This is a genomic window from Actinomadura chokoriensis (genome assembly GCF_039529475.1).
In the GTDB taxonomy this organism is placed as follows: Bacteria; Actinomycetota; Actinomycetes; order Streptosporangiales; family Streptosporangiaceae; genus Spirillospora; species Spirillospora bangladeshensis.
In genome coordinates, this window is record NZ_BAAAMW010000005.1 from 95,686 (window position 1) to 113,547 (window position 17,862).

The 17,862-nt window shown below is 74.4% G+C and carries 16 protein-coding genes; 11 read left to right on the plus strand and 5 right to left on the minus strand.

Features of this window, described 5'->3' with window-relative positions; translation table 11 throughout:
- Genes ABFX46_RS13460 through ABFX46_RS13475 form a run of 4 tightly spaced genes read left to right on the plus strand, consistent with a single transcriptional unit; the run spans position 1 to position 5,816 of the window.
- The gene (locus ABFX46_RS13460; RefSeq protein ID WP_346042284.1) at positions 1-1,584 is read left to right on the plus strand and encodes a class I adenylate-forming enzyme family protein; all 1,584 of its coding nucleotides are present in this window, start codon (positions 1-3) and stop codon (positions 1,582-1,584) included.
- Positions 1,581-3,272, plus strand: a complete 1,692-nt coding sequence (locus ABFX46_RS13465) for a CoA transferase (RefSeq protein ID WP_346042286.1) — start codon at positions 1,581-1,583, stop codon at positions 3,270-3,272. Before ABFX46_RS13460 ends, ABFX46_RS13465 begins: the two co-directional genes overlap by 4 nt.
- Before the next feature lie 11 nt (positions 3,273-3,283).
- A complete protein-coding gene (locus ABFX46_RS13470) occupies positions 3,284-4,981 on the plus strand; it encodes a class I adenylate-forming enzyme family protein (protein ID WP_346042287.1) in 1,698 nt (565 codons plus the stop codon).
- A 10-nt stretch (positions 4,982-4,991) separates the two neighbouring features.
- Positions 4,992-5,816, plus strand: a complete 825-nt coding sequence (locus ABFX46_RS13475) for a class I SAM-dependent methyltransferase (protein ID WP_346042288.1) — start codon at positions 4,992-4,994, stop codon at positions 5,814-5,816.
- Here the strand turns inward: ABFX46_RS13475 and ABFX46_RS13480 are convergent.
- The 3 genes from ABFX46_RS13480 to ABFX46_RS13490 are packed head-to-tail and all read right to left on the minus strand — an operon-like array spanning position 5,813 to position 8,753.
- Complete coding sequence (locus tag ABFX46_RS13480; RefSeq protein WP_346042290.1) at positions 5,813-6,937, minus strand: PP2C family protein-serine/threonine phosphatase; 1,125 nt, start codon at positions 6,935-6,937, stop codon at positions 5,813-5,815. The two genes, ABFX46_RS13475 and ABFX46_RS13480, sit on opposite strands and share 4 nt — an antisense overlap.
- A 44-nt stretch (positions 6,938-6,981) precedes the next feature.
- Entirely contained in the window at positions 6,982-7,620 is a 639-nt protein-coding gene (locus tag ABFX46_RS13485; RefSeq protein ID WP_346042292.1) for an enoyl-CoA hydratase/isomerase family protein, read from the minus strand.
- The gene (locus ABFX46_RS13490) at positions 7,620-8,753 is read right to left on the minus strand and encodes an acyl-CoA dehydrogenase family protein (RefSeq protein WP_346042294.1); all 1,134 of its coding nucleotides are present in this window, start codon (positions 8,751-8,753) and stop codon (positions 7,620-7,622) included. The genes ABFX46_RS13485 and ABFX46_RS13490 overlap by 1 nt, the downstream gene beginning before the upstream one ends.
- A gap of 248 nt (positions 8,754-9,001) precedes the next feature.
- Between ABFX46_RS13490 and ABFX46_RS13495 the strand changes: the two genes are divergently transcribed.
- The 6 genes from ABFX46_RS13495 (at position 9,002) to ABFX46_RS13520 (ending at position 15,071) form a co-directional block, all read left to right on the plus strand.
- On the plus strand, positions 9,002-10,162 hold the full coding sequence (locus ABFX46_RS13495) for an ABC transporter substrate-binding protein (protein ID WP_346042296.1): 1,161 nt from the start codon (positions 9,002-9,004) through the stop codon (positions 10,160-10,162).
- Between the two features lie 72 nt (positions 10,163-10,234).
- Positions 10,235-11,104 carry a branched-chain amino acid ABC transporter permease gene (locus ABFX46_RS13500; RefSeq protein WP_346042297.1) on the plus strand — a complete coding sequence of 290 codons (870 nt, stop codon included), beginning with the start codon at positions 10,235-10,237 and terminating at the stop codon, positions 11,102-11,104.
- Positions 11,097-12,143, plus strand: coding sequence for a branched-chain amino acid ABC transporter permease (locus tag ABFX46_RS13505; RefSeq protein ID WP_346042299.1), 1,047 nt, complete (start codon positions 11,097-11,099; stop codon positions 12,141-12,143). The genes ABFX46_RS13500 and ABFX46_RS13505 overlap by 8 nt, the downstream gene beginning before the upstream one ends.
- Positions 12,140-12,913, plus strand: coding sequence for an ABC transporter ATP-binding protein (locus tag ABFX46_RS13510; RefSeq protein WP_346042300.1), 774 nt, complete (start codon positions 12,140-12,142; stop codon positions 12,911-12,913). Before ABFX46_RS13505 ends, ABFX46_RS13510 begins: the two co-directional genes overlap by 4 nt.
- Entirely contained in the window at positions 12,913-13,647 is a 735-nt protein-coding gene (locus ABFX46_RS13515; protein WP_346042301.1) for an ABC transporter ATP-binding protein, read from the plus strand. Before ABFX46_RS13510 ends, ABFX46_RS13515 begins: the two co-directional genes overlap by 1 nt.
- The gene (locus tag ABFX46_RS13520) at positions 13,647-15,071 is read left to right on the plus strand and encodes an amidase (RefSeq protein ID WP_346042303.1); all 1,425 of its coding nucleotides are present in this window, start codon (positions 13,647-13,649) and stop codon (positions 15,069-15,071) included. Before ABFX46_RS13515 ends, ABFX46_RS13520 begins: the two co-directional genes overlap by 1 nt.
- 10 nt (positions 15,072-15,081) lie before the next feature.
- Here ABFX46_RS13520 and ABFX46_RS13525 read toward each other — a convergent pair whose 3' ends face one another.
- Positions 15,082-15,993, minus strand: a complete 912-nt coding sequence (locus ABFX46_RS13525) for a hypothetical protein (protein WP_346042304.1) — start codon at positions 15,991-15,993, stop codon at positions 15,082-15,084.
- A 265-nt stretch (positions 15,994-16,258) separates the two neighbouring features.
- Here ABFX46_RS13525 and ABFX46_RS13530 point away from each other — a divergent pair, with 265 nt between their 5' ends.
- Positions 16,259-17,014, plus strand: a complete 756-nt coding sequence (locus ABFX46_RS13530) for a FadR/GntR family transcriptional regulator (RefSeq protein ID WP_346042306.1) — start codon at positions 16,259-16,261, stop codon at positions 17,012-17,014.
- 67 nt (positions 17,015-17,081) lie between these two features.
- Here the strand turns inward: ABFX46_RS13530 and ABFX46_RS13535 are convergent, their stop codons facing one another.
- Positions 17,082-17,852 carry an enoyl-CoA hydratase/isomerase family protein gene (locus ABFX46_RS13535; RefSeq protein ID WP_346042307.1) on the minus strand — a complete coding sequence of 257 codons (771 nt, stop codon included), beginning with the start codon at positions 17,850-17,852 and terminating at the stop codon, positions 17,082-17,084.
- Positions 17,853-17,862: the final 10 nt, after the last annotated feature.

The following is a 17,862-nucleotide window of genomic DNA, read 5'->3' on the forward strand; positions in this document are numbered from 1 at the left end:
ATGGCCTTCTTCGGAAAGCGCATCGAGCTGGGCACGCTGTTCGAGGACGTGGCCGGCCGCGGTCACTCCACCGTCGTGCACCTCAGCCGCCCGCTGGACATCGCCCCAGACCGCGGCACCGTCCTGGACCTGCCCGCCCTGGCCGGGCTCGTGCGGGACGCCGCCGGATGGCTCGCCGCAGCGGGCGTGAAACCCGGCGACCGCGTCGCCATCAGCAAGCGCGACCACTGGGACATGGTGCTGCTGTGCTGCGCGGCCGCCCGCGTGGGCGCGGTGCCCGCGCCGCTGTCGGCCCACCTGGAGCCGGACGTCCTGGACGTTCTGCTCAAACGGCTCGATCCGGCGTTGCTGGTCGTGGACGCGGCCCGGTCGGCGGCGGCCTCGGCGGCCGTCCCGACGCTCGTGCTGGGCGGGGAGGCCGCCGGGCCCGGTGTGCTGTCGCTCGACGACGTGCGCGGCCATCCCGCGCCCGCGCCCTGGCGTCCGCCCGCCGATGACCCCCTCGTCATCCTGCACACCTCGGGCACCACCGGGGTGCCGAAACTCGTCGTGCACTCCACCCGCACGCTGCTGCGGCGCCTCGCCGACTTCGAGGCCCACCGGTGGCCCGTGCTCGCGAGCCGTCCGGACGACGTGGCGGCCGCCGCCTTCTCCTTCGCGCACGGGCGCGCGCTCGCCTGGACGGCCGCCGTCGCGGCCCTCGGCCCCGCGAAGATGCTGGTGATCACGTCCGCCGACTGGGACGAGGCGCGCCCGCTGCTGGCCGGGCACCGGCCGACGATCATGGAGGCGCAGCCCTCGACGTTCGCGCGCTGGCGCTCGCACGCGCGGTCGGGGGCGTTCGACCGCGTCCGCCTCTATGTCAGCACGTTCGACGCGGTGCACCCGCCGGCCGTCCGGACGTTCCTCGGCGCCACCCGGCATCCGCGCCCGGTCTGGCTGCAGGGGTGGGGGCAGAGCGAGACGGGGCCGCTGACCTTCCGGTTCCTCACCCGGCGCGCGATGCGCCCCGAGCGCGAGCGGCATCCGACCACCCGCGACCTCGGCCGTCCCGTCCCCGGCCGCACGCGGCTGCGCGTCATCGACCGCTACACGCTGCGCCCCGTCCCGCGCGGCACCGTGGGCCTGCTGGCGTGCAGCACCAGGGCGTTGTGCCTGGACTACGTCGCCGAGCACGAACGCTATCTGCGCAAGCGCGCGGGGCAGTGGTTCATCACCGGCGACCTCGGCGTCCTCACCCGGAGCGGGCGCCTGCTCCTGCTGGACCGGGAGGCCGACTCCCTGCCCAGGGCCAGCTGCGTCGAGGTCGAGGACGTCATCGAGGACCGGCTGCCCGGCGTCGTCGAGTGCGTCGTCCTGAGCGTCCCCGGCCGTCCCGCGCAGCCCGTGCTCGTCGTCGACGACGGCCGCCTCGACCCGGACGAGTGGCGCGGCGCGGTCGCCGACCTGCCGGACCTCGCCGAACCCGTCCTCGTGACCTGGGAGCAGATGCCGCGCACGGCGACCGGCAAGGTGCGGCGGGCGGCCCTGCGCGAGCACTTGGGCCTGCCGCCCGAGACCCACGGGACGGGGAAATGGACATGAGGACGGCCGCGCCCCGGGCCCTGGAAGCCCTCGCGGCCCGGCCCCTGGACGGGACGGTCGTGCGAGCGCTCGGCGACTCCCGTGCGGTCCGCGTCGCCGCCGCCCGGTTGCGCGCGCTCGGCTGCCTGGTCGAGACCGCTCGCGAGGCGCCGCCGGATGCGCCGGCGGGATGGCTGGGCGTCGTCCGCGCGCCCTTCGTGTCCGGGGAGCGGGCGTTGCCCGAGTGCCGCATCGGCTGGTCCGGGCCGGTGAAGGTGCCCATGGAGGGGGAGCGCGATGTGCAGGCCGCCTGCGGCATCATGCACGTCCACGGGCGCGCCGCCGGCGCGCCGCGTGCGCTGCCGGTCGACTTCGCCTCGGTGTGCGCCGGGGTCCTGGCGGTCAAGGCTCTCGCCGCCGGGATGCTGGCGGTGCTGCGCGGCGGGCCCTCCGTCCGCGCGGAGACGTCCGTCGCCCAGGCCGCCGCGTTGGCGCTCAACCAGTACGTCGCCGTCGCCACGTCGGAGCCCGGCGCCGGACGGTGTCCGCCCGAGGCCGCCGAGCGGACGCCGCCGTTCCGGTCGGCCGACGGCGTCCGGTTCGAGATCGAGACGTTCGCGGCCGAGAACTGGCTGGCCTTCTGGACGGCGCTCGGCGCCGGACGTCCCGCGATCGTCGCGGGCTGGCCGCCCTTCCAGCAGCGGTTCGCCACCGCGACCTGCGTCCTTCCACCCGCGTTGCGGGAAGCGGCCGAGTCGCTTCCCTACCAGGACGTCCGCGCCGCCGCCCACGCCGTCGGCGTCAGCATCGTGGAGGTGAACGAGGACGCCGGGTGGCCGCTGCCGCCGCTCACGTCCCCATGGCGGCTGCGTCCGACCGCCGGACCGGGCGGCTGGATACCGGAGCACCGTCCCGCAGGCGGTCACGCTCCTCTCGGCGGTGTGCGCGTCGCCGAGGCCACCAACCGGATCCAGGGGCCGCTCGCCGGGCATCTGCTCGGGCTGCTCGGCGCCGAGGTCGTCCGCCTGGAGCCGCCGGGCGGTGACCCGATGCGCGGCGTGCCGCCGCTGGCGGGCGACTGCTCCGTCCGCTTCCTCGCGCTGAACCGGGGCAAGGGCGCGGTCGAGGCCGATCTGAAGACCCGTGCGGGACGCGAGACGGCGCTCGGCCTCGTCGCCTCGTCGGACGTCTTCCTGCAGAACTGGCCGCCCGGCCGCGCGAACCTGTTCGAGTTGGACGCCGGTGACCTGGCCGCCGTCCGGCCCGGCCTCGTCTACGCGCATGCCGGTGGCTGGGCCGAGGTGCACCCGGCGCCCCAGCCCATGGGCACCGACTACCTCGTCCAGGCGTACACGGGAGTCGCGGCACTGCTGGCGGAGCGCGGACGGCCCCCGGCGCCGACGCTGATGACCGTCACGGACGTCCTCGGCGCGCTCATCAGCGCCGAAGGGACCATCGCGGGCCTGCTCGCCCGCGCCCGCACCGGCACCGGCGTCCGCGTCGAGACCGGGCTGGTCGACGCCGCCCGCCTCCTGCGGGACGCGCACGCCGACCGCCCGGCCGCGGACACCGCGCCGACCGCGCCCGTGGTCACAGACCTCGCGGTGATGGCCGCCGACCCGGCCTACGAGGCGCTCTTCGAGACCGACGGCGAGGCGGCCTACAGCCGCAGCCCGTGGACCTTCACTCCGCAGCCCTCCCACCCATGAAGAGAGGCCCTATGACATCCGCTGCCGCTTCAACCTGGAGATCTGCCAACGGCGTCACGCTGGTCGACCGTGTCCCCGCCGAGACGCGCGCGGCGTGGACCGCCGCCGGGCTCTGCCCCGGCCGGGACCTCTACGCGCTGTTCCGCGACCACGTCCTGGCCGCGCCCGAGCGCGCCGCCGTCATCGACGGCGCGGGCGTCCTCGACTACGCCGGGCTGGACGGCCGCGTCCGCCGGGCGGCCGCCGCGTTGCGGGCGGCGGGCCGCGGACCGGCCGACATCATCGCCGTCCTGCTGCCCAACGGACGCGACGCCGTCGTCGCCGAACTGGCGATCGCGGCGATCGGCGCCGCGGCCCTGCCGATCCCCCACACGCACGGGCGGCGCGACGTCGCCCGCCTGCTCGCCAGGTCCCGAGCCGCCGCGCTCATCACCGCCCCCGACCGGGTCGCAACGGCCGGCGGCCCGGACGACCTGCAAGTGTGGACGCCGGGCACGCCGCCGGCGGACGGCGTCCACTCCCTCGACGAGGCCGGCGACGGCGACGTCCGGGCCTGGCGGCCTGAAGCCATCGACCCCGAGGCGCCGGCGCGCATCCTGGTCTCCTCGGGTTCGGAGTCGGAACCGAAGATGGTGGCCTACTCCCACAACGCCATGGGAGGCGGGCGCGGCAACTACGTGGCCGCCCTGAAACGCGGGCCCGGCCCCATGCGCGCCCTCGTGCTGGTCTCCCTCGCGTCGTCGTACGGATCGCTGGCGACCTCCGTGATCGTCGCGCGCCACGGCGGCACGCTGGTGCTGCTGCCGCGCTTCGACGCCGCCGCCGCGCTCGAAGCCGTCGAGCGGCACCGCCCCGACCATCTGTTCGCCGTGCCCACGATGCTGTGGCGCATGGCCGAATGCGAGGCCGGCGCGGACGTGTCGTCGCTCGCCGCCGTCATCTCCAGCGCGGGGCCGGTGCACCGGCACGTCCGGGACGCCTGCGTCCGCCGGTTCGGCATGCCTCCGGTCAACATCTACGGCTCCAGCGACGGGGTCAACTGCCACACCGGCCACGACCCGGACCGCTGGGAACCCGGGCTGGCCGGCGTCCCCGACCCCGACGTGGCGCGGATCAGCATCCGCGACCCGGAGGGCCGGTCCCTGCCGGCCGGGCGGGCGGGGGAGATCTGGGCGCTCGGGCCGATGACCCCGCTGTGCTACGTCGCGGCCCCGGAACTGGACGCCCGGTACCGCGCCCCCGGCGGCTGGGTGCGCACCGGCGACCTCGGCCGGCTGGACGGCGACGGCGCGCTGTGGGTGCTCGACCGGCTCAAGCGCGTCGTCATCCGCGGCGGCATCGGGATATCCCCGGCCGAGGCGGAGCGCGCGCTCATCGGCCACCCCGACATCGCCGACGTGCACTGCGTCCCGGTGAGCGACCGCGACCTCGGCGAGCGGATGTGCGCCTGCCTGGCACCGCGCCCCGGCGCCCTGCCGCCCACCCCGGCCGCCCTGATCGCCTACCTGCTCGACCGCGGCCTGGACAAGCGCGGGCTGCCCGAACGCTTCCTGATGCTGCCCGAACTCCCGCTCGGCCCGACCGGGAAGGTCGACGTCTCCGCGCTGACCCGCATCGCCGCCGAGGCCGCCGTCCCCGCGGACGCCCCCGACACCGCCGACACCGCCGACACCGAGCGTCCGGCGCTGCGCCCGAACGCCTGGATGTGAGGAGCCGCAGGTGAGCGCGACGTCCGGGCTCCGGCCCCCGCCCGTCTTCGGCGGACACGACGACCACAACGCCGAGCAGCACCGCCTCCTGGGCCTGGCCTTCGACCCCTTCACCACCGGACGCCTCGCCCGGACCGGCCTCGGACCGGGCTGGCAGTGCCTGGAGGTCGGCGCGGGCGACGGCGGCATCGCGGCATGGCTGGCCCGGCGCGTCGCCCCGGCGGGTCGGGTCGTGGCCACCGACATCAGGCCCGTCCGGGGCCCGGCGGTCGCGGGTCTGGACGTCGTCCGGCACGACATCGTCCGCGACCCGCTTCCCGAGGGAGAGTTCGATCTCGTGCATGTCCGCCTGGTGCTGCGGCTGCTGCCCGGACGCCTCGCCGTGCTGGACCGGCTCGTCCGGGCCCTCAAACCGGGCGGCGTGCTCCAGGTGGACGAGTTCGACGCCACCGACGCGCCCGCCCTGCGGGTGCCCGATCCCGCCGCGCACCGGCTCTACCGGACGTTCATGGACGCGAAGGCGCAGATCATGGCCGGTGAGGAGGTCGACATCGCCTGGGGACGCAAGGCGTCCGACGCGATGAGCCGAGCAGGACTGACCGGCGTCACCTCCCACCGCCGCTCCGACGTGTGGAACGCCGACTCACCTGGCCTCCAGTTGGTCGCCCACCACACCCGGCACCTGCGCGACAAGTTCATCCGTGCGGGAATGACCGAAAGGCAGCTGTCCGACGTGCGCGAACTGCTCGCCCACCCCGGCTTCCGAGCTCGCTCATATGCGCTCTATTCGGTCCAGGGCAGGCGCCCCGGACGGCCGATGAGTGCTCTTCCCTAGCGGGGGTTGCGGCGGAGGATCAGGACGGCCGTGTCGTCGCTCTGGCTGCCTCGGGTGTGTTCCTGCAGTTCGCGGCTGATGGCCGGGGCCATGTCCTCGGGCGGGAGGTCGCTCCACGCGGCCACGCGCTCGGCCAAGGGGAAGAAGGCGCCGGACGGGCCGCGGGCCTCGGTGACCCCGTCGGTGCACAGGAGGAGGGTGGAGCCGTAGGGGAAGTCGACCAATGTGACGGTGCGTGATTCGGGGGCGAGCGGCGCCAGCCCGAGCGGGACGGACGCCTCGCCCAAAGGGACCTGGCCGGCGCGGCCGTGCTCCAGGAGGTAGGGCGGGACGTGTCCGCAGTCGATCGCCTGGATCTTCGTGTCGGAGCCGATGTCCAGGACGAGGGCGGTGACGAAGCGCTCCGCCTCGCCCGCCTGGGCGGCGAACGCGTTGTGGTGCTGCACCGAGCTCTCCAGGGCGTCCACGACGGCGGTGAGGGTGGGCTGCGCCAGGGCCGCCTCGCGGAAGGAGTTGAGCACGGCGAAGGCCGTGCTGATGGCCGGCAGCCCCTTGCCCTGGACGTCGCCGATGAGCACCCGGCTGCCGTACGGGGTCGCCACGACCTCGTAGATGTCGCCGCCGACCTGGCTGTCCTCCTCCAGGGGTTCGTACAGGCCGTGCACGAGCAACTCGTGGGTGACCAGGGGAAAGGGGCGCAGGACCTGGCGTTGCAGCGCGGCGGCCGCGGACCGCAGCCGGGTGATCTCCCCCTCGTTGCGGACGCGCTGGACGGCCTGGGCGACGCTCAGGCCGTTCAGCGCGACGGCGAAGACCAGCACGCTCGCGTTGGCCGCCGCTGTCTCCAGCGGGCTGCGGATCAGGGAGCCGGCGATGACCAGGGTCGTCCACCCGGCGGCGACCGCGGTCTGCCGGGCCGTGCCCCGTCCGGCGATCAGGGTGGGCAGGAAGACCAGGAACGGCGCGAGGCCCGTCTCCCTGCTGAGGATGACGCCGGTCACCGCGAGGACCGCCGTGATCCCGACGAGCCACAGGATCACGGCCGGCCACGAGAGAGGGGCCGTGCGGCCGCCCCGCCTCGTGGCCGGGGCCGGACCGTCCGCGCCGTTCGAGGTGCCCATCACCCGACAGTCTAGTGATCAGATGATCACAGGGCGTGAGGGTGTCAGGTGGCGGCCAGGAAGGCGGCCAGTTCGGCCTCGTAGGCGGCCGCGGCCTGCTCGCGCTCGGCCCAGGTCCGGCGGGCGAGGGAGACCAGGGCGGGGGATTTGCCGAGGACGGCCCGGGCCGCCTCCGCCGCCACCCGCGACACGTCCTCCGGTGGGCGGACGACGGCGGTGCCGATGCTCGTGGCGGGGATCTTCTCCGAGGTCAGGAAGGCGCGGCTCGCCATGGCGGGCGGGAGGAGGCGGCGGAGGACGGCCTGGCCGACCGTCACGCCGATGTCGAGTTCGGGCAGCCGCAGCCAGGCGGAGGACGCGATCACGGGGACGTCGGCGGCGGCGAGGAGGAGGGCGCCCGCGCCGATCGCGGGTCCCTGGGCGGCGACGACCACCGGGGCGGGGCAGCGCAGCACGGCGGTCACAGCGGCGGCGCCGGCGGTGAGGGCGTCGCCCGCGGCCGGCTCGCCGCGGTCGTGGCCGGCGCTGAAGACGTGGCCGGTGGCGTCGAGCAGCAGGCACTCGTCCGGGCGCATGGCCCCGCACGTCTCGGCGAGCCACCGGTAGGCCGCCGAGTCCAGGGCGTTCACCGGAGGACGCGACAGCGTCGCCCTGACCAGCGCGCCCTCGCGCCGGACGCGCATCAGTACGACCTCGGCAGCGACAGCCGCTTGTGCGCGATGTGGTTCAGCAGCATCTCCGAGCTGACCGGGGCGATCCGGAAGAGGCGGACCAGCCCGTGCAGCGTCGCCAGCCCGTACTCGCGGGACATGCCGTTGCCGCCGAGGGTCTGCATGGCGGCGTCGAGCGCGGCGGAGGCGGCCTCGGAGGCGGTGTACTTGGCCATGGCCGCCTCCACGCCGCCGGGTTCGCCGCGGTCGAAGGCGCGGGCGGCGGACGCGGTCAGCAGGCGCGACGCGGTCAGGGCCGTCTCGGCGCGGGCCAGCGGGTGGGAGACCGCCTGGTGCGCGCCGATGGGGACGTCCCAGACGGTGCGTTCGCGCGCGTAGGCCACGGCGATGTCGAGCGCGTAGCGGGCGATGCCGTTCAGGAGGGCGGCGCTGACGATGCGCTCGGGGTTGAGGCCCGCGTACAGGACGGCCATGCCGGCGTCCGGCCCGACCAGCGCGGAGTCGTCCACCCGGACGTCGTCGTAGAAGACGCTGTACTGCCGCTCGGGGGAGAGGATCTCGACCTCGATGGGGCTCGCGGTCAGGCCGTCCGCGTCGGTAGGGACGAGGAAGACCTTGAGCTCGTCCTCGACGCGGGCGACGGTGAGGAGCGCGTCGGCGTTGTCGACGTGCGAGACGTAGTACTTCTGGCCGGACAGCACCCAGCCGCCGCCGTCGCGGCGGGCGCGCATGCGGATGTTGTGGGTGTTGGAGCCGGCGTCGGGCTCGGTGATGGCGAAGCCGAGCACCCGGGAGCCGTCCGCGAGGCCCGGCAGCCACGCGGCCTTCTGGGCGGGCGAGCCGAATCCGTCGATCATGGTCGCGCAGACGGCGGGCGACAGCGCGATGAGCATGAGCGGCACGCCCGCCTCGGCGATCGACTCGGCGACCGCGGCGAGCGCCTCGACGCCCGCGCCGGCGCCGCCGTGCTCCGCGGAGACGCCGGCGCCGAGCGCGCCGATCCCGCCGAGCGCGCGCCACAGCTCGCGCGCGTTGTCGCCGGTGTCGGACGCGCGGACGTAGTACTCGTGCCCGTACTCGCGGCAGATCCGCAGGACGGTCTCGCGCAGCTCGTCCAGCTCCGCCGCCGAGGGTGTCGGACGCACACCGGCCTCCCGTGTTACCTGGATGTCAATGACTGATGTAAAAGACTGATGTATTCCTACACTAGCCGAGGGCGGCGGTGGGGACGAGCCCCGTCCGACCCGGCTTGAATCCGACCTACCAGTACGAACACCGGCCTCCAGGGGTTGTCTCGGACCGACCTCGTACTGCAAACTCTGATGTATTCACCTCCTGTCCCTGAGGGGGTGGCCTTGCATCGCCTGACCACGGCGATCACTGAGGAGACACCATGAGAGCAGCCAAACGCGGCCACGCGGTCATCGCGGCACTCGCCGCCTTGACCTTGACGGCGACGGCCTGCGGGTCATCTGGGTCGGATACGTCTGACGCTTCGAGTGGCGACACCTACACGATCGGCGTCCTGAACTCGATGACCGGCGCCGTCGGCGCGGTCGGGCAGCAGGAGTCCCGCGGCATGGAGCTGGCCGTCGCGGAGATCAACGCGGCCGGCGGCGTCAAGGGCCGCAAGCTCAAGCTGGAGACCGTGGACGACCAGGGCTCGGTGAACCTGACCACCGCCGGGTTCAAGAAGCTCGCCACCGACACCAAGGTGCCGGTCGTGATCGGCCCCGGCATCACGGCGAACGCCATGGCGTCGGCCCCGCTCGCCGAGCAGTACGGCGTCACCCAGGTCCTGCTGGTCGCGCAGCCGCACATCGCCAACGGCAAGAAGAACGTCTTCGGCGTGCCGCTGCCGGGCAAGGCCAACTCGCAGGCCATGGTCAACTACGCCAAGGCCCGGGGCTTCAAGTCCGCGGCGATCATCTGGGGCAACACCCCGTACGGCCAGGAGGGCAACAAGGACATCTCCAGCGCCGCCAAGGCGGCCGGGATCGACATCGTCAACTCCGAGGGCTTCGACGGCGGCAAGTTCGACTTCACCGCGCAGGCGAGCAAGGCCGCCGCCCGCAACCCCGACGCCGTCTTCCTGTACGGCGGCGGCGGCAACAGCGACGCCCTGCTGCTCAAGGCCATGGTCGCGACGGGCTACAAGGGCCAGATCATCGGCGACCTGGCCTACTCGACCCCGACCATCCCGAAGACCGCCGGCGACGCCGCCGACCGGGTCGTGTCGCTGACGCCGGTCAACTACGGGTCGCCCGACCCGGAGACCAAGAAGTTCCTCGAGGCCTACGAGGCCAAGTTCAACGAGGGCGCCTCCGTGCTGAGCGCGTACGCCTACGTGGCGGTGAAGATGGTCGCCGCGGGCATCGAGAAGGCGGGCGCCTACAAGGGCGAGGAGCTGTCCAAGGCGATCCAGGCGCTGAACTTCGAGAGCATCATCGGCACGCTCGCCTACACCGACTCCTACCACGGCGGCCCGAACGCCGACGCCTTCAAGCCGGTCGGCTTCAAGAACGGCGAGTACGCGGCCCCCGACGAGGGCTGACCCCCGCAAGCAGCAGACGACGGCGGCGGGCCGGCACCGGCCCGGCCGCCGTCCGGTCAAAGGAACCCGCCCGTGCGCTTCATCGACCTTCTCGTCTCCGGGCTCACGCTCGGCGCCATCTACGCGCTCGTCGCCCTGGGCTTCCACCTCGTCTTCAAGATGACGGGGGTCATCGACTTCGCCCAGGGCGACAAGGTGATCATCGGCGGCCTGATCGGGCTGACCCTGGTCCGGCAGGGACTGTCCACGATCCTGCTCGTCGCGCTGATCGTGCTGGCCATCGGGATCGTGCTCGGCGTCGCCTACGACGCGATCGTGATCCTGCCGACGCAGGGCAACGGCCCCATCGCCGCGATCGCGGCCACCGTCGGCATCACGCTGGTGTTCGCCAACGGGAGCCAGATCATCTGGGGCCCGGACGGCAAGCCGTTCCCGCCCGTGCACGGCGGCGCGGTCGAGCTCGGCGGCGTGCGGATCGGCTACCAGGACCTGCTGATCTGGGCGGTGGTCGTCGCCGTCGGGATCGGGCTCGCGCTCCTGCTCGACCGGTCCCGGACCGGCCGCGGCATGGTCGCCGCGGCCACCGACCCGCTCGCCGCCACCGCCGTCGGCATCAACGTCTCGCGGATGCGCGCGATCGCGTTCGCGCTGGCGTTCGGGCTGTCCGCGCTCGCCGGCGTCCTGATCGCCCCGATCACCCTCGCCGGCGGGGCGCTCGGCACGGCGCTCACGCTGAAGGGCTTCACCGGCGCGGTGCTCGGCGGCCTGAGCAGCACCCGGGGCGTCCTCGCCGGCGCGGTGCTGCTCGGCGTCATCGAGAGCGAGCTGGCCCTGGTGCTGGCGAACAACATCGTCGAGCCGATCGTGCTGATCGCCCTCATCATCATCCTGCTAGTGATGCCGAACGGCCTGTTCGGCCTGAGGAGGCAGCGCCTTGCCTGACAGAGCCAGAGGCAGCAGCGGAGCCCGGGGCAGAGGCGGAGCCCTCGCCCTCCGGGCCGGGCGGCACTTCGGCCCGACCCTCGTGACCGCCGTGGTCCTGGTCGGGTTCGCGTTCACCAACCCCGGCGCGACCGACCTCGCCCTCGGCGTGAACATCGGGGTCGCGGCCATCGCGGCGGTCGGACTGACGCTGACCATCGGCGGCGCGGGGCAACTCGCGCTCGGCCAGGCCGGGTTCATGGCCATCGGCGCGTACGGGACGGCGTACCTGATGCGCGACCGGGAGATGGCCTTCCTGCCCGCCCTCGTCCTCGGCGTCGTGATGGCGCTGGTCGTCGGGGTGCTGGTCGGCTACATCGCGCTGCGGCTGCGCGGCCACTACCTCGCGATGGCGACCCTCGCGGTCGGCACCGGCATCCACGCGTTCCTCATGCTGCCGGGCCCGCTCGGCGGCGTGAACGGGTACGCGCCGATCCCGTTCCCGGAGATCTTCGGGTACCGGTTCCTGGACCCGCGCGACCAGTACCTCCTCGTCGCGGGCCTGCTGATCCTGGTGCTGCTCGGGTCGCGGTGGCTGCTGACGGCCCGGATGGGCCGGGAGCTGGCGGCGATCCGCGACGACGAGGTCGCCGCGCGCTCGGTCGGGGTGAACATCACCGCGCGGAAGGTGCAGGTGTTCGCGGTCTCCGCGGGGATCGGCGCGCTCGCGGGCGGCGTCAACGCGCCGCTGCAGACGGCCATCGACCCGTCGCTGTTCTCGGCGGCGATCTCGATCCAGCTGTTCGTCATGGTGATCCTGGGCGGGCTCGGCAGCATCTACGGCGCGGTGTGCGGCGCGGCCCTGCTCACCTGGCTGATCTCGGTGGTGCCCGGCCGGGGCTCGTGGGCGCTGACCGTGCTCGGCGTCATCGTCATCGTGTTCATGGCCGTGCTGCCGGACGGGCTCGCGGGCCTCGGCAGGGTGGGCCGCGCGCTGGCGGCCCGGATGCGGCGGCGCGCGCCGGGGGCGGGCGCGGTGGTCACGGAGGTGCCGAAGTGAGGACACCGGGGACGGCGGAGGCGCGCGGGATCACCCGCCGCTTCGGCGGGCTGACCGCGGTCGCGGACGTGAGCTTCGCGGTCGCCAAGGGCGAGATCCACGGGATCATCGGCCCGAACGGCGCCGGGAAGACGACGCTGCTGAACATCCTGAGCGGGCTCCAGCGCCCGTCCGGCGGGTCGGTGGTCATCGGCGGCGAGGACGTGACCCGCTGGCCGAGCCACCGGCTGGTGGCGAAGGCGCGGCTGGTGCGGACGTTCCAGACCGTCCGGCTGTTCTCCAGCATGACGGTCCGGCAGAACCTGGTGATCGCGGCGCGGACGACGACCGGCCCGGGGCAGGCGAGGGAGCGGGTCGAGGACGTCCTGGCCCGGCTGTCGCTGGACGGCCTCGCGGACGAGCCGGCCGCGGCCCTGTCGTACGGGCTGCAGCGGCGCGTCGAACTCGCCCGGGTGCTGGTGGCCGACCCGGCGGTCGTCCTGCTGGACGAGCCCGCCGCCGGCCTCAGCCCGCAGGAGCGCCACGACCTCGCGGACATGCTCCGCGAGATGCGCGACGCGGGCGTCACGGTCATCCTCGTCGAGCACCACATGGACCTCGTGCACGCGGTCTGCGAGAACTGCACGGTGCTCGACTTCGGCCGGGTGATCGCACGCGGCACCCCCGCGGAGGTCACCGCGGACCCGGCCGTCCTGGAGGCGTACCTGGGCGGACGGCACCACCGGGCCTCGGACGTCGAGGCCCCCGTGACCACGGGCGAGGAGGACTGATGGCGCAGGCGCGGAACGCGGAGAGGCCGCTGCTCGAAGCGCGCGGCATCGTCTACCGGTACGGGGCGATCAGCGCGCTGCGGGGTGTGGACCTGCGGGTGGACCGAGGCGAGGCCGTCTGCGTCATCGGCCCGAACGGCGCCGGCAAGACGACCCTCGCCCGAATCGCGGGCGGCCTCTACCGGCCGGCCGAGGGCACGCTCCTGGTCGACGGCGAGCCGCTGTCCAGGCGTCCGCACGAGGCGGTCGCGCGCGGCATCGGCAGCGTGCTGGAGGGCCGGCACCTGTTCGTGGAGCAGACCGTCCGGACGAACCTGGAACTCGGCTGCTACCACGGGAAGGTGCCGAAGGCGGCCGTCGAGGAGCGGCTGGAGAAGGTCATGGACCTGTTCCCGGTACTGCGCAAGCGGGCCGGGCAGCAGACCTCGACGATGTCCGGCGGGGAGCAGCAGATGGTGGCGGTGGGCCGCGCGCTGATGGCCGAGCCGGAGATCCTCATCCTGGACGAGCCGTCCATGGGCCTGTCCCCGAAGATCACCGGGGAGGTGTTCGACGCGCTCGCCGCGCTGCGCGAGGGCGGGCTGTCGATCCTGCTCATCGAGCAGAACGCGCCGCTGGCCTTCGAGCTGGCCGACCGGGGCTACCTGCTGCGGCAGGGGGCGGTCGTGGTCGAGGGCAGCATCGAGGAGCTGACCGGCGACGACGTCGTCCGCTCGGCCTATCTGGGGGCGTGATGAGCCCGGGTGCGCGGCTGCGCGCGGACCTGGCGCGCCTCTACCGGATCCCGCTGGACGAGGCGGGCCTGCCCGGCGCGCTCTTCCAGGCCGACCCGCCGGCCGGGACCGCGCTGCCCGTCCCGACCGGGGAGGCGCCCGTCCCGGTCGGGCTCGTCGAGCAGGCCCTGGAGCGGATCGCCGCCACCGACGGCGAGATCCGGGCGTGGGCGCTGGTGGACGCGGAAGGCGCCCGCGCCCAGGCGGACGGCGCCCGCAGCCAGCCGGGGAACGGCCCGCTGCGCGGCGTCCCGGTCGGGGTGAAGGACCTCATCGACGTGGCCGGGCTGCCGACCGGCGGCGGTTCGCGGCACCTGTCCGGGCCGGGCCGGGCGCGCGTCCCCGCGGCCGACGCGGGCTGCGTGCGGCGGCTCCGGGAGGCCGGGGCCGTGGTCGTCGGCAAGACCACCACGCACGAGTACGCGTTCGGCGGCACCACGCCGCCGACCCGCAACCCCCGCGACACCGCGCGGATCCCGGGCGGCTCGTCCGGCGGCTCGGCGGCGGCCGTCGCCGCCGGGCACGTGCCGCTCGCGCTCGGCAGCGACACCGGCGGATCGGTGCGGATCCCGTCCGCCTACTGCGGGACGGCCGGCTACGTCCCCTCGCCCGGACGGCTGCCCGGCGACGGCGTCCTGCCGCTCGCCTGGTCGCTGGACCGGATCGGGCTGATCGCCGCGACCGCCGGCGACCTCGCGGGCTTCGCGTCGGCCCTCGGGACCATCGCCCCGGCGGGCGGCGTGGCACGTCCGGACGGGTTCGCGGGCCTCCGCGTCGGCGTGCCGAGGGGCGTGCTGGACGACCCCATCGATCCCGCCGTCGGCGCGGCGGTCGAGCGGGCCTTCGCCGCCGTCCGCGACCTCGGCGGCGAGATCGTGGACGTGGAGATCCCGCACGGCTGGGCCGCCGTCGCCGCGGGGATGACGATCATCCTCGCGGAGTGCCTCGACTACCACCGCGAGCGGCGCGGGCCGGGCGGCGACGAGCTGTTCGGCGCCGACGTGCGCGCCATGCTCGACCTCGCCGACGAGCTCCCGGCCGGTGCGTACGTGCGGGCGCAGCGGGTGCGGCAGGTGCTGCGCGGCGAGGCGCTGTCGGTCCTGTCCGGCGTCGACCTGCTCGCGATGCCGACGATGCCGTGCGTCGCGCCCCGCGCGGACGCCGCCGCCGGCGGGACGATCCCGGTCGGCGATGCGGAGGTGCCGCTGGCGGAGGCGCATATGCGGTACACCGTCCTCGCGAACCTGGCCGCGCTGCCCTGCGGCACCCAGCCGCTCGGGGCCGGCGGTGGCGGGCTTCCGATCGGCCTGCAGTGGGTCGCCGCGCCCGGCCGGGACGACGCCCTGATCAGCGCCATGACCACCTTCGCGTGCCATGAGCGCTAGCCGCCGGTTCTCACCGCTGCCAGAAGTGGAAGCAGGCGCCGTAGCGGGAGCGCAGCCCCAGCTGCGGGCCGTCCGGCGTCTCGACGATGCCCGTGGACGGGCCGTGCTCGCCGGTGCCGAGACGGGCGGCGAGGGCTTCGAGATCGTCCATCGCGCAGCCCGCGACGGCCCTCGGGTGGGCGTGCGGCGGCCTCGGGACGGCGGGCGCGATGTGCCGGAGGAACTCCAGCCGGGCGTTGCGGGACGCCGGGCCGCGCGCGATGACGGCATCGAACCCCGCGCCGGGGGCGAGCGCGAGCAGCCGCTCGATCGCGGGGCCCTCGAAGCGGCCGGAGAAGTAGACATGGCCGCCGAGCACGTCCGTCACGAACGTCCGCGCGCCGGGGAGGTCGCCGGTGGCGAACACGACGGCGTTGACCTCGCTGACGCCGAGGTCGGGGCGGTCACCGAGCACGCACCGCGTCCGGCCCTCCCGGTACTGGACGAAGGCGTGCCGCAGCCCCGAGCGGGTCTGGTCGAGCATGCGCTCCCTGACCGGATGCCCGGTCCCCGGGAGGAGGTAGTCGACGGGATCGCTGACGAACGTCCAGCCCCGCCGCCCGAGGACGTCCTCCGTGGCGGCGGGATCGCGCAGGTAGAAGTCGAGCGCGTAGGCGCCGGGACGGTCGGGCGCGCCGGCCGCGTCCGGAGGGGGCAGGCCGGGCACGCCGACGAGCCGGATCCAGCCGCCCTTGCTGCCGGGCTTGCCCAGCAGCACCGAGTCGGCGGGGGGAAGCGGCAGGCCCCACAGGCGCGCCCAGAGGCCAGGGTCGCGGACGGGCCCCGCCTCGACGACCTCGAAGCCCATCGCGTCCGCGTAGAGGTCGTGCAGAGGCGCGGTGTCGGCCACCGGAAGGACCACGATGTCGATGCCGTCGAACACTGACCCGCCTCACTCGCCGAAACTAATGTCTGATGTATTACGCAATGACCTACTCAGCGTAGCGGATGGCGCGCCGGGCAACGAGCCCGCCGTCGTCATCGTCGTCATGGGAACGGTTCCGGGCCGGGTCGGATGTATGTGTCCCCCGCGCAGACAGGGTGAGTACGATGTCTGATGTATGCTCGCCATGCTGTGAGTCCCGGTGTCCCGGAGTTCCCGACTCAACGAATCAGCACCACGAAGGCCCGACCAGGGGGACAGCGACGTGCCCAGCACCAAAGGCAACAGTTCCGGCCGCTCCGGCGCGGGGACGGCGACCGCGCTGCCGGTGAGCCGGCTGCGCCCGGCCTACCAGCAGGTCGCCGACCAGCTGCGGGAGCTGATCCTGGACGGGTCGCTCGCGCCGGGCGACCGCCTCCCGCCGGAGGGCGAGATCGGCGGCAACTTCGGGGTGAGCCGCAGCACGGTCCGCGAGGCGCTGCGCGTGCTGGCCTCGCAGGGCCTGGTCAAGACGGTGCGCGGCACCACCGGCGGCACGTTCGTCTCGCACATCGAGCCCGACCAGATCAGCGACTTCCTGGAGGCCGGGATCGGGCTGATGTCGGGCTCGGACGCCCTGCCCCTGCAGGCCATCCTCGAAGCCCGCGAGATGCTGGAGGTGCCGGCCACCGCCGTCGCGGCGGAGCGGCGCGAGCAGCGGCACCTCGACGCGCTGCGCGCCGTGACGGAGCGCGAGAAGCGCAGCCGCGGCCGGAGCGGGAAGTTCCAGGAGCACCGGCACTTTCACGGGATCATCATGGAGGCGACCGGCAACGGGCTGCTCACGATGATGACGCAGCCGGTCTTCCACGTCCTGCGGACGCGGTTCCTGAACACCGACTCGCCCGCCGAGTTCTGGACGCAGGTCGACGACCAGCACGAGCACATCATCGAGCTGCTGGAGGCGGGCGACGGGGAGGCCGCCAGCGCCGCCATGCGCGACCACCTCCGGCACATCCGCGGCGCCTACCGCGAAGCCTGACCCGCCGGCCGCCTGAGCCAGGCGGCCCTGGCCGGGCGGCTGGACGGTGCGGCCTGGGCGGCGGCCGTCAGGCCCAGGAGGGCGCGCGGTTCTCGCGGTAGGCGCGGAACCCCTCCTGGCCGTCGGAGCCGGGCGGCGTGACGTAGGCGACGAACTCCTCGATCTCCGGGCCGACGGCCTGCGCGACGGGCAGCCCCTCGGCCGCGGCGAGCTGCCGCTTCATCGTGCCCATGCAGGCGCGCGACTGGCGGCTGAGCCGGGCGGCCAGCCCGTCCACCGCGGCGGTGAGCTCCGCGTCGGGGACGGCCTCGAGCGCGATGCCGAGGCCGACCGCCTCGGCGGCCGTGATCCACCGCCCGGTGAGGAAGATCTCCCTGGCCCGCTGGCGGCCCACGATCCGGGGCAGCCGCGCCGTCGAGCCGCCCGCCGGGACGACGCCGAACTCGGCGTGCGCGTCGGCGATCCGCGCCGACTCCGCCATCAGCACGAGGTCGCAGGCGAGCAGCAGCTCGAACCCGCCGGCCCGGGCCAGCCCGTTGACCTCGGCGACCACCGGCACCGGCAGCCGCTCCAGCCGCAGGGTGAGCGCCGCGAGCCGGCGCGCGAGCCGCTCCCACACGGCCGCGTCGGCGAACGCCTCGTCCAGCACGGCCAGGTCGAGGCCCACGCTGAACGCCCGGCCCGTCCCGCCGATGACCAGGACGCGGACCTCCGGGTCGGCCTCCACCGCGCCGATGACGGCCTCGAGGTCGTCGAGCGCCCGCCAGGTCAGGCTGTTCAGCGACTCGGGGCGGGTGAAGGCGGCGCGCGCCACCCGGCCCGTCAGCCGCAGGGTCATGGTCTCCAAC